The 12,586-nt window shown below is 37.1% G+C and carries 10 protein-coding genes; 4 read left to right on the forward strand and 6 right to left on the reverse strand.

From position 1 onward, the window contains the following. Positions 1 to 133: 133 nt before the first annotated feature. Positions 134 to 676 (reverse strand): DUF4865 family protein, encoded by a 543-nt coding sequence (locus H3V11_RS03965; RefSeq protein WP_198223632.1) that lies wholly within the window; start codon positions 674 to 676, stop codon positions 134 to 136. A gap of 110 nt (positions 677 to 786) precedes the next feature. On the opposite strand from H3V11_RS03965, the gene H3V11_RS03970 reads away from it, so the two are divergent. The 3 genes from H3V11_RS03970 (at position 787) to H3V11_RS03980 (ending at position 4,302) form a co-directional block, all read left to right on the forward strand. Then, complete coding sequence (locus H3V11_RS03970) at positions 787 to 1,524, forward strand: LysR family transcriptional regulator (protein ID WP_198223633.1); 738 nt, start codon at positions 787 to 789, stop codon at positions 1,522 to 1,524. 709 nt (positions 1,525 to 2,233) lie between these two features. Then, positions 2,234 to 2,494, forward strand: coding sequence for a hypothetical protein (locus H3V11_RS03975; RefSeq protein ID WP_174830756.1), 261 nt, complete (start codon positions 2,234 to 2,236; stop codon positions 2,492 to 2,494). 497 nt (positions 2,495 to 2,991) lie between these two features. Further along, positions 2,992 to 4,302, forward strand: a complete 1,311-nt coding sequence (locus H3V11_RS03980; RefSeq protein WP_110414730.1) for an MFS transporter — start codon at positions 2,992 to 2,994, stop codon at positions 4,300 to 4,302. 173 nt (positions 4,303 to 4,475) lie between these two features. Here the strand turns inward: H3V11_RS03980 and H3V11_RS03985 are convergent, their stop codons facing one another. From H3V11_RS03985 to H3V11_RS04000, 4 genes are all read right to left on the reverse strand, one after another. After that, entirely contained in the window at positions 4,476 to 5,618 is a 1,143-nt protein-coding gene (locus tag H3V11_RS03985; RefSeq protein WP_198223634.1) for an acyltransferase, read from the reverse strand. 168 nt (positions 5,619 to 5,786) lie between these two features. After that, on the reverse strand, positions 5,787 to 6,914 hold the full coding sequence (locus tag H3V11_RS03990) for an acyltransferase (RefSeq protein ID WP_198223635.1): 1,128 nt from the start codon (positions 6,912 to 6,914) through the stop codon (positions 5,787 to 5,789). A gap of 90 nt (positions 6,915 to 7,004) precedes the next feature. Further along, positions 7,005 to 8,789, reverse strand: coding sequence for an assimilatory sulfite reductase (NADPH) flavoprotein subunit (locus tag H3V11_RS03995; protein ID WP_198223636.1), 1,785 nt, complete (start codon positions 8,787 to 8,789; stop codon positions 7,005 to 7,007). A gap of 192 nt (positions 8,790 to 8,981) precedes the next feature. Next, on the reverse strand, positions 8,982 to 9,959 hold the full coding sequence (locus tag H3V11_RS04000; protein WP_025331749.1) for an L-lactate dehydrogenase: 978 nt from the start codon (positions 9,957 to 9,959) through the stop codon (positions 8,982 to 8,984). 682 nt (positions 9,960 to 10,641) lie between these two features. On the opposite strand from H3V11_RS04000, the gene tehB reads away from it, so the two are divergent. Then, positions 10,642 to 11,502 (forward strand): SAM-dependent methyltransferase TehB, encoded by an 861-nt coding sequence (gene tehB, locus H3V11_RS04005; protein ID WP_078475254.1) that lies wholly within the window; start codon positions 10,642 to 10,644, stop codon positions 11,500 to 11,502. Positions 11,503 to 11,729: 227 nt separating this feature from the next. Here the strand turns inward: tehB and H3V11_RS04010 are convergent, their stop codons facing one another. Next, positions 11,730 to 12,392 (reverse strand): XRE family transcriptional regulator, encoded by a 663-nt coding sequence (locus tag H3V11_RS04010; protein ID WP_078475205.1) that lies wholly within the window; start codon positions 12,390 to 12,392, stop codon positions 11,730 to 11,732. Positions 12,393 to 12,586: the final 194 nt, after the last annotated feature.

A 12,586-nucleotide genomic window follows, 5' to 3' on the forward strand; every position in this document is an offset into this window, starting at 1 on the left:
TGTAACCGTTTTTCCGGCTCTCTTGTACTCATTGATTTTTCAGCATTTCTATGGCACCGGATATCAAAGAAAAACATAAAGTAAAAACAAGTTAGTTATCTATTGTTATCATTCATTGAACAATCTGATTAATTTATTTTTGACCATGCCCTGCATCAAGCGAAAGATGGAGAATCTGATACAGATTCTGATTATTTATGGCTGGTTTGTCTTTAAAAAAAGTAAATGCGGCATAACGCCATTTATCAGGATTATAAATAATCACTTTACCAGTTTTATTTTTATACTCAGCACTTTGAAAAGAAAAATCTCTTAACCGTACTTGTTCTGCTATAGAAAAATTTTCTTCTGATACATACCGGCTTTGTGAGAAATCATTTGTCAATTCCACTTCTGCTGTAATACCAATATTGATTTTTTGCCAGCCAAAAGAATTAATAATATTGTCAAAATAGCCCTCGAAAATAAATTTGTTCATTCCTTTGGTTTGTTTCCAAAGATAAAGAGGACAATATCCATTGCCTGTGTTGCCACTCTTTTTATCAGCAATTATATAAGCCTTAAATAATAAATCTTCAAAGCCATCTGTTTTAAAACCATTATCTTGAATACGATCTTTGATAATATTCATATCATAATCGGCTGGTAAACTAATTTTATATTGCATAGCCTGCATACTGAATTCCCGCTTTAAACGATGTAATTCAGTTTATAAATTTAATTAAATTTTGAATAATTCTAATCTGCGATTGAGTTATCAGAAAAAATGATAGGCATATACAACATATGGATTTCAAAGGACTATTGATTTTTAAAACAGTTTATGACGTTAAAAGTCTTAATAAAGCAGCAAAAATTTTAGGCTATTCACAATCTAATCTGACCGCACATCTGAAAAAGATGGAACATGAATTACGGGCAACGCTTTTTATCCGTAGTTTTGATGGAATGAAACCAACAGCACAAGGCCATCAGTTTTATGCTTTTAGCAATTCAACACTGGAAAAATTTGCACAAATAAAATTATCATTTAAATCTGTTAAACCTTTATTATTAATTTCAGAACTTCTGTTTCAGTTTATTGTTATTGAAAAGACTGAATATCAAATAGAATCAACAGATATTGTTATTAAAAAAACCTGTGAAATAGAAAATGAAATTAATCAGCACAATTATGATAAGGTTATTACTTTTAAAGAATTTAAGCATAAAGATTATGATTTAACAGAAACCGGATATTTACCTGTTGCCTTTTTAAAAAGTTCCAAAGTTACTACTAATCAGCATCTACCTGTCCTGATTAACAACGATGCAGATTGTCCCTTACGTGCCAAAACTTTAGCAATATATCCGCAACTGACTAATATTATTACCATTGATTCTCTCAGCCAGCTGTTAAATCTTGTTGAAAAAGGGCAGGCAATAGCACTATTACCCGTATTCTTTGCGCAGGATAAACTTACACCACTTGATACTCATCAGTATCCGATTAACTATTTTTGTTATCAGCATCAATCAGTTTAAAAAATTTATATCATATCAAGTTTACTATCACTACCCGAACCATTATTAACCGGTTAAGTCTGTTAATAAACCATCTGCTGTGAACTGAATACGTCTGTATGGATTTTTACTACTACAGCCTGCATGTCCGCACATCTGAATAGTGCCTTACCGATAAAATTACCACTAAATAGGCGCAGAAATTATCTAAACAGGTACAAGGTTATGGCCTGATATTTATCCCGATTGGATTGATAATATCACCAGTCAAAATTCTTAAATTTTGATTTATATCATTCTATTTTTTATAGAAATAACATAATATCTATAAAATAAAACAGATATTTACATTCTTATATTCTCCAGTAACGCCTAATGCCGGATAACTATTGAATTCTTACTTTTTCAAACCAGAGATAGCCAAATGCAAAAAATCTTTATAGCTACTATTTTCATTATCTGTCAGCTAATCTCTTACTCAGCATTAGCACTATCTGTGTACTACCCACCCGTCTATAAAATTAAAGCATCTGATTTTATAGAAAAATTCAATACTTTAAATATACAATATCGATATAATCTGAAACCTATTAAAAAAAGCGAGGAGTCTCTATCTGAATATGACCTTGCACCTCATATCAACCTCACAATGCATAGAAACAGCTGGGATGAGTTGATAACACAACTTAAACTTAACTGTGACCAATCCTCGAATAATAAATCAGCCGATATGAATAAATGTCAGCAATCTATTCAGCTTGTTAGTCAGGCATTTGATCCTGATTTTGTGCTTAGCGACTTCGAGCGTAATAAAGTATGTGAATCCGTACATAAAACGTCATGGCCAGCTGGATCCAGTGGCAAGGTAAAATCATGTTCCTATGTGTTCAATGATGTTTTGTACAAACAGGAGCATGATCTGGACGACCAATCTTTACGCTTTATCATTTATCTGCTTATCATTTCTCCGCGTCTTGAAGATTTGTCTTAGCACTGATTATTAAATAATTTAAATATGAATAACTATAATGAATAAGATCGGATAACTGGTCTTTTAGGATTAATGCTAGTTACTATCACGTTTAATAATTAATCCCAAAGGGAATGATGGGATAAACAATACCAGATGGGGCAGATTGAATATTCTCAATCCTTAGCCTGAAATATAAACAGATTTAAAATATACAGACAGTTTTATACCTGCAATTTGTACTGCTAATTGTGTTTAATCTCTTTATCCGAATAAAATTTATTCAGATGAAGTGAAAATTTTGGTTGTTTATTTTACATCGCCAGAGAAAATTTCATGCCGGATAATCACTACTAAATACTGTTATATCTCAGGCTGCATCAACTCAGAAGGAGTATTTTGCAAAACCTGAATAATCAATGTAGATATAATTTAATTATTTGTCCGTTCAGTAACAGACTTTACATTAACAGTAGTTTTATGTCAGGCTTGGCTATTGTTTAATTATCGGTATCAGCATGCACACGCGCCAGTTTTTGTCTTTATATGGTTCTATTTTTTTTCTATTTTCCGGTTACGGGCTTTTTCTGAATTCAGCCGGAGTAAAGCTGACCCAAATGGGAGTCAGCAATATTACCATCGGTGTGCTGAATGCTGCCTTTTTTATTGGTGGTACGATTTCTGCTATTGTTTCTCACCGGATTATTTCACGCGTAGGACATATCCGCAGCTTCAGCGTATTTGGTGCATTGTTTGCTATTGCCGCTCTCGCTCATCTGATGGTAGAACAGTTGTGGATGTGGGGGATTTTGCGTGCAGTACTGGGTTTTTGTCACTACAGTTTATTAATGGTAGTGGAAAGCTGGTTTACAGCACGCAGCGTTCCTCAGAACCGCGCCAAGATTCTGGCTCTGTACGAAGTAGTATATTATATGTCGTCAGCAACCAGCGTTCTGCTGCTAAGCCTGAATATGACCAGTAATAACATTTTTACACTGGCTGCTATTCTGGTGATTGCCGCCACGTTACCGGTAGGGCTGACCCGTATGCAGCAACCGGAAATTCCTAAACGTGAACGTATCAGTCTGCCGCATGTCTTTTCTATCGTCCCACTGGCATGGATAGCCTGTTTTATGGCAGGGATTTTTATTAATGGCTTTTTCACCATGGGCTCGGTATTTATGCTGAAACTGGGCTACAGTTTGCCTGAAGTATCTCTGTTTCTGGGTTCTGCAATGATTGGAGGGTTTACCATCCAATTATTTATTGCCTGGCTGTCAAATAAATTCGGGCGCCCGCGTACTATTTTCGGCTGTGCCTGTGTGGCTGCGGTAGCAGCAATCAGTGGCATGCTGTTGTTATTGGTGTTGCCGGGTAATATCTGGGCTCAGTGCGTGATTGCACTGGCTATAGGTTGTAGCGGCTTTCCGATGTATGCACTGGGACTGGCACGCGCCAATGATGTTTTACCTGCCAATATGAATACAGTGGAAGTAAATCGCTGTCTGCTGTTTGTTTATGGTTTGGGCTCACTGGTGGCACCACTGATTCTGGGTTCAGTTATGCAGCTGTTCAATCATTTCGGCTTCTATAGTGTATACGCCATTATCGCAACCATTCTGGCAGTATATGCGTATATGCAGCCGGCTGTCCCTGTTTCAGAACGCAGTGTTTATGTACCGGTATCCGGTAATGTTGGACCGATGACTGCCGAGCTTGACCCGCGCAACAATAATGCTACTGACACTCCGTATGATGCCCAAAGTGCAGAACAGCATATTCATGAAACTTTGCAGAATACTGATACTCAGGATCAGCCGGATAAATAACTATTTGCAAAGCAAGCAATGTATCGCATAAACCATACTGCCCGGATCACTGAATTGTTCCGGGCAGAATTATGGTGGTATTAAATCCTGAATTATCTGTATCTGTACTAAGCATTAGTTTTCTGAAAGTGATACAACCATTTGTCGCACTATAGAAAAATTTGTTTGAACATTTATTCTTTCAGCCATGAAAATTTACGCCGGCCTAAAGCAATAAATGGTTTTTCAATATACTGAAAAGTCAGGGTACAGATAGTCAATAAAATCAACAATACTGCTGTAGATACTAATGTGTATTGTGTGCGATTCAAAACAAGATTTTGTACGGCAATATATTTATTCATACCATACCAGGCTAAACCATGAAGTAGATAAATACTATAGCTGGCATCTCCCAGACGTACGAATCCTCTCAGTTTTAATAAGCCAAAAAGATCACCACCCATAGTGATGAAGATAAATAGCAAAGCCATTACCGGCAAATAAACAATATTGTAAATTCTATCTGCAACTGCAAGCATAAATACGACTGTTAATATTATTCCAATATCACAAATGTATTTGGGTATTTGAATTTTTTCAGGTAATTTTCTTGCCAAAGCTCCAATAGCAAAATATGCAATATATACTGCATAATTTTGATTATATTGAGAAATAAAATATGTACAGATAACTAATATTGTTAAACTTAATTTTAATAAACCTATTTTATTGCGTAATATACAAATAACGGGTAACGAAAAATAAAATCCCCACTCCCAGAATAATGTCCATGTGACTCCAGCATTGATCAAATTAGAATTTTCCAAACCAAATAAAGGCGGTTTATTACCGGTAATACCTGCATCAAACCAATAATAAAAAGTATTGAACAATTGATCAGTATTAATATTATTTTTCTGGATAAAAAAAGCAAAAATAATGCAGAATATAGATGAAAGATAAAAAACAGGTGCAATGCGAAAAAAACGCTTCTGATAAAACATTATCCATGAAGTAGGCTGTGTACAGGCAAACAGAAAACCGGAAATCATAAAAAATATGGCCACCCCAAGACCACCCATATTCATAACAATTGGATAGTTAGGACGATTTATTTCATCTGACCACGCCTGTCCATGAAAATAGAAATAACAAAGAAGATAGTGAAATAGTGCAACTATAAATGCTAAAAAGAATCTTAATCCGTCTAAATGCTTTACTCTGTTAACTTGACTGTTCTCATCCATAAAACTAAAAAGTCTTGAACCAAATAATAGTCCTATAAGCAATATCAGCCCAAACATCCATAAAATGAATTTATATTGAATTAGCATTTATAATTCTTCAAATTAAAATTTGTTTTTTAAATATTTTTTATAATAAACCAATTTTAACATATAAAATTTGTTCAAAATTAAACTTTTTATTTCTAATGTTCTTTATATATATGAATAATAAATGCTTTTTTACTAAATAAATTCAAAACAAAACACTACTTTATTTTAGGTATACCGCTTTTGCTGACTTAATTGCATAAAGGGTTGCTCAATAAAAAGATAGCTTAATGTACATATCAGCATTAAGGTAATAAATACCACGGTAGCAAGCAAGGTATAGCCTGTTTTCTCCAGATGAATTTCATTTATTTGAATAATTTTATTCATACAGAACCAGCCAATACCATGTAATAAATAAATACTGTAGCTGGCATCACCGAGCCGTATAAAAGCTTTTAGCCGTAACAGCCCGAATATATCGCCACCGAGCGCAATCAGACCAAACAGCATTGCAAACAGTGGTAAAAAATTAATGTTATAGTTACCATTAGTAATACAAAAAATCAGTACCAGTAACAGCACGATACCGATATCACAGAATTTTTTAGATATCTGTACAGTTTCTGACAATATTCTGGCCAGTGCGCCTATGGCAAAACAGGCAATAAAGTAAGCTTTTTGCTGATTAAATGGGGCAATCAGATAAACGGCAATAAATATTACGATTATTGCCAGAGGCAGTAAACCGGTTTTCGGGCGCAGAATACATATCAGTGGCAGGGAAAAATAAAATGCCCATTCCCAGTATAGCGTCCAATATACACCTGCATTAATCAATCGGGCGTCCTGCATACCGAATAATCCTGGTTTAATGCCAGTAATACCGGCATCAAACCAGTAATACAGATTAAGCAGCATATCACGTGTAATCAGTGTATGTCTTTGAAAATACAGTGCAAGTAATATACAGCAGGCAGAAGATAAACAAAATACCGGTGCAATGCGCAGCAGACGCTTCTGATAAAACTGTATCCACGAAACGGGGCCAGAATACGCAAACAGATAACCTGAAAGCATGAAAAACAATGTAACAGCGAATGCACCAAGACGCAGATTGAGCAGATTATGGACAAATACGGCCGGTGTCCATGGCTGGCCGTGCAAATAATAATAGCTGTAAACATAATGATGCATGGCTACACTGAAAGCTAATATAAAGCGCAGACCATCCAGTCGCTCTATCCGCCGGCTACCGGGATTATCCATAAATGCAAACAGTTTGGTTCGAAATATTGCCCAGCACAGTATTAATAATCCCAGCATCCAGCCAAACATTTGGTATGAAAAAAGCATAAAAATATTAACAATCAGTAGTAAACACAACCTGATATTAATGTTTTTTTACGGTATCTGTGAATCCGGTTTTAAGAATCAGGCCTGCTGTTAGTATACGTCACGCTGATAGCGTTGCTGCTGACGCAGCTCGCTTAGATATTCATCAGCATCTTCAAAGCTGAGTTTACCCTGCCCAGTAACAATATCCAGCAGTGCCTGCTCAACGTCACGAGCCATTTTGCCGGCATCGCCGCAAACATAAATATGCGCTCCGCGCTGTAACCATTCCCAGATATCCTGTGCACGCTCCCGCAATTTATGCTGTACATAAACCTTTTCGTTTTCCTGACGGCTCCAGGCAAAATCGTAACGTGTCAGTAAACCGCTTTTGCGGTATTGCAGCCATTCGGCCTGATAAAGAAAATCATCAGTAAATTTCTGATTACCGAAAAACAGCCAGTTTTCACCTGCGTCACCATTGGCATCACGCTGTTGCATGAATGCGCGAAACGGTGCAATACCTGTACCGGCACCAATCATGATAATGGCGGTATTACCATCTTCAGGTAAGCGGAAACGGTGATTTTCTTCAATAAATACGCGTACTGCTTCCCCTTCCGGCAAACGTTCACCGAGAAAACCGGACGCACCTCCTGTATATTGCCGTTCACGCTGAATAAAACGCACCACACCCACGGTCAGATGAACTTCCTCGCCAACCTCATCCTGACTTGAAGCAATTGAATACAGGCGCGGTGTAAGCGGACGAAATAAATCATGTAATGCCTGTGCATCAATTAAATGCGGATAGGCTGCCAGCACACTGACTGGCGCAGTAGTGGCAATAAACTGCTTCAGGGCTGTATTGTCAGCCACAATTTCATCCAGTTCGGCATTTTGTATCTGCCGGGCATAGTTTTGCACCAGAGCAGGTGTATTCTGAGTGATATCCAGCTCATTCTGTAAAGCTTCTCCGATACTTATTTCACGTCCGTCAGCCAGTCGAACCAGTGCATCCCTGTCTACCTGAGTATGCTGCAGAATTTCTTCTACCAGTGTGGCTGCATTCTGATAAAACACGCCCAGAGCATCCCCGGGCTGATAACGGATACCGGAACCGGTTAAATCGATTTCGATGTGTTCGACATCTTTGTTGGCTTCAGGTGTGGTGATCCGCTGGCGCAAACTTAAGGTGGCACTGAATGGTGCTGCTTTGGTAAATACCGCAGTTTGTGCAGCGACTACACTTTGCTGAACCTCATTACTTATACTTGCGCTATTAGTGTTATTCAGCTCACTGATAAGAGCAATAATTTTATCCTGCCATGCTGCGGCACTGCCCTGATAGTCGACATCACAGTCTGTCCGTTCAGCCAGGCGCTGCGCACCCAGATGAGCTAGTTGATTATCAAAATCCTTAGCACACTGACAAAATTGCGGATAACTGCTGTCTCCCAGTCCGAGTACCGCAAAGTGAAGCTGATTAAGAGCCGGTGCTTTTTTACCAAACAGATATTTATATAGTGGTAAAGCTTCTTCCGGGGGTTCGCCTTCGCCCTGTGTTGACGTTACCAGCAAAAGAATATCTTCATTGGAGAGCTGCTTGATTTTATAGTCGCCGCTGGCGATTAAAGCTGCATTAATACCGGCAGCTTCAAGTTTCAGTTGCAGGCTTTCTGCCACACGACGTGCGTTACCAGTTTGTGAAGCGGATAAAACCAGTACTTTGCGTGCTGCAACCGGTTCTGCAACACCGGATACCGGCAACGCTGCCGGAAAAACCGTATTTTGCTGCTGACTGTTTGCCCATGCATAGCCGGACAGCCAGGCAAGTTGTGTTGGTGAAAGGCTGGCAAGCGATTGCAGCAATTCAGGGGAAATAGGTATGCTCATAGCTTGTGCTCGATAAAGTTATGATTAATGTAATTTTCAGACTGCAATAGATAGTCAGCCATACTAGCAAGCACAAAGTTTTTTGAGAAAGAAATGACGCTTATTTAGATAGAAGCAGTAAGAATATATAAAAAGGCAACCCTTCGGATTGCCTTGAATCGGATGGTCTGGCTTGCCTCCAGACTGTCCGGATTAGCGTTTAATACCGATTTCCGGAAAAGATTTACGCATCACTTCATCCAGATGGCTGGCTGAAGCACGCATTAAACCCTGCTCTTTTTCATTCAGCGGAATTTCAATTACCTGACGTATACCATGCCGGTCTAACACTGCCGGTGTACCAATATACATATCATTAACACCATACTGACCGTTCAAATAAGCAGAAACAGGTAAAATGGTATTTTCATCATCCAATAATGCGCGGCAGATACGTGCCAGAGCAGCACCGACACCATAGTAAGTAGCACCTTTAAGGCGAATAATATCGTAAGCGGCATTGACCACACGATCAGCAATAATATCCAGATCTGCTTCGGTAAAGCGCGGGTCACCTTTAATCCATTCTTCTATGGTCAGCCCGCCTACACTCAGGTGAGACCAGGCCGGAAACTCGGTGTCTCCGTGTTCACCCAGAATATATCCGCTTACTGTGCGCGGATCGACATTCAGTAAATACCCTACATATTTACACAAACGGGCGGAATCCAAAGATGTACCGGAACCGATTACCCGTTCTGCCGGAAAACCGGAAATTTTCCATGTAGCATAAGTCAGAATGTCAACCGGATTCGAAGCCACCAGAAAGATACCGTTAAAGCCAGACTCTACTATGTGAGTGACAATGCTTTTAATGATATGCAGATTACGATTAACCAAATCCAGACGTGATTCACCGGGTTTTTGAGCAGCACCGGCAGTAATGACTACGATATCAGCATCAGCAGCATCACTGTAATCACCGGCATAAATGTTTTTCGGATAAGTAAACAGTAATGCATCAGCAATATCTTTAGCATCACCATGCGCCTTATCCCGGGCAACATCGACGATAACCAGTTCCTGACCGATACCTTGCAGGGTAGCAGCATAGGCAAAAGTGGAACCAACTGCACCGGCGCCGACCAGAACAATTTTCTGGTGATTTTTGGCATTAGTAGGCTGTAACATAAATCAACCTCGTTTCTATGGATAAATACAAAACTATGTGAATTTATGCATAAATTGTAACAGATTACCATATGCCATATTTTTTATTTATTTATATTCATTATTCATTACAAATTTTGGTATATTAGACCTATAAATATAATTTTATGTATATTTTTTGCCAGTTATATTGATATTTTCGTGAATTTAACATAATTATATTTAATTTTGAATAATATCTTTACGCTGGCAAATTCTATTTTATACCTGACTAAAAACCAAAATATTGATCTTTATTTATAGACTTTATTGATTATTGATATAGTTAGTTATAAAAAGTGGTTTCGAATTACTACTCGTAAGAACTATGTCAAATATTCATTTATTGTATTTATAATCTGCCTTTTTCTCTTAATGTTATCGCCATTCTAAAATAGAATAAATTATGGCCTTGCGAATACCAGGCTAGAGGCATCATAAAATTTTGCATTAAAGGTAAATTGAATAAATATCTATTTTTATGATCAAAGGAAGATTTATTCTTGATATTCGGAATATAAATACGGGTTATTTTAAAGATAAAGATGCTATGTTATCTGTAAGGTAACAATAGCCAATTAAATTAATTTTGAGTCATCTCTTTAACTAATAAAAAAAGCCATATACTATGGTATCAATAAGTTATTTTATTAATAGTGATGTGATGAAAAATTTAATTTGCTATAAAACGTTACCAGTCTGGAATGCACAAACCTTACCGAAACAGTTTCGTGAACAGCATAATACACAAACAGGTACCTGGGCAAAATTAAATATTATTAAAGGTTATGTGAATTTCGATATATTAACTGAACAGGGAGACATCATTTCTGAGCATGTTTTCAATACTCAGCAACAACCACCTTTGATTTTACCGCAGCAATGGCACAGGATAGCTCAGGTATCGGATGATTTGCAATGCCAGCTGGCTTTTTATTGTCTGCCGGAAGATTACACTCAGAAAAAATATCAAATGACCAGAACGCACTCTGAAGTACTGGCAGTTAGTCAGTTCATTTCGGCAGGGAAAGTTTTGGATTTAGGTTGTGGTTCCGGTCGTAACTCACTCTATTTACAGCTACTGGGTTTTGATGTTGATTCGGTTGATAAATCAGAGGTGAGCATTAATAATTTACAAAGCATTATTGTTAATGAACATTTATCTCATATCAACGCATTTGTATATGATATAAATCAGGCTGATTTAACAGGTAATTACGATTTAATTATTTCAACAGTGGTAATGATGTTTCTACAGGCAGACAGAATTCCCGATATTATTCGTAATATGCAAATGATAACAAAACCGGGGGGATATAATTTAATTGTCAGTGCGATGTCCACTGACGATTTCCCTTGTACAGTCGGGTTTTCGTTTACTTTTAAAGAGAATGAATTGCGTAATTATTATCAGGACTGGAATATTCTGAAATACAATGAAGATGTTGGTGAACTGCATAAAACCGATAGTGATGGTAATCGAATAAAACTGCGATTTACCACTTTACTGGCACAAAAAAAGTAATATCTCAGGATGTAGTTTAGTACAATTGAAAACATGCAATGGTTAAATAGAAAATTCAATAATAACTATATTAAGATTAAAAAGCGATAATGCCAGTTTCAGACTAAGTAATACTTATTTGAAAACAGTCAGATCTGTTTCCCTTGAAACCAGCAGAGCATTAGTAAACAATTTACTGAATTAAAAGTATCCAGCTTAATTAAAAAATAACATGATAATGACACCAATTACAACTCTACAGCGTAATAAAATATCCGGCCAATGATAATAATGTGATTAGCTGGTATACAGACATCACTATATTCCTTTGTATTAAAAGCATGCAAACGTACTTCTTCGTAGGGCATTGAATATAGTTTCCTGATGCGATACTGGTGATTTTGTTTAATCAGATATAAATTACCATCAATAATATTGGTGCGGTTTAAATCTACTGCAAAAATAGTACCGTAAGGAATAATAGGTTCCATACTATTATCATTTACCGAAAAGCACACCACCATTTGCGGATTGATTTTTTTACGCTCCAGAAGCTCAGTTCTTAAACTGATTCCTTTACCGTGCTGAATATGCAGTTGGTTTGACTGCACACTGCCGGCCTGTTCTATTGAAGAATAAAATGGAACAAGCGTTTGATCCTGATTTTCTGCAATAATATTTACTTCTGCAGCCAATGTTGTGGTTGTTGCCGGAAAAGGGCTACCACGGCCTTCACGTAACCAGGATAAACTGACACCCAGTATATTGGCCAGTATATCCAGATTTTTCGGTTCGTAATGACCATTCTCCCATTTAAATACGGCAGTTTTAGAAACCCCCATTCTATCAGCCACCTGTTGCTGTGACAGAGCCACATGCTTACGCGCCTGTTTAATCCGATCGCTTAACATCAGTTATCTCCTGACTCAAATACAGAATGATGTTAACGTAAATCGTGTTATGTTTTGTTTATACGAATAATCATTTTTAATATATAAAATATGGAAATTTATCCAAAAAAAGTTAATATTATTTACCCTATATAAATTATCCAATAATATTAATATGATAATTCATCATAAACTTTAATTAATATCATATTACA

This window comes from Snodgrassella sp. W8158 (assembly GCF_016100435.1).
In the GTDB taxonomy this organism is placed as follows: Bacteria; Pseudomonadota; Gammaproteobacteria; order Burkholderiales; family Neisseriaceae; genus Snodgrassella; species Snodgrassella alvi.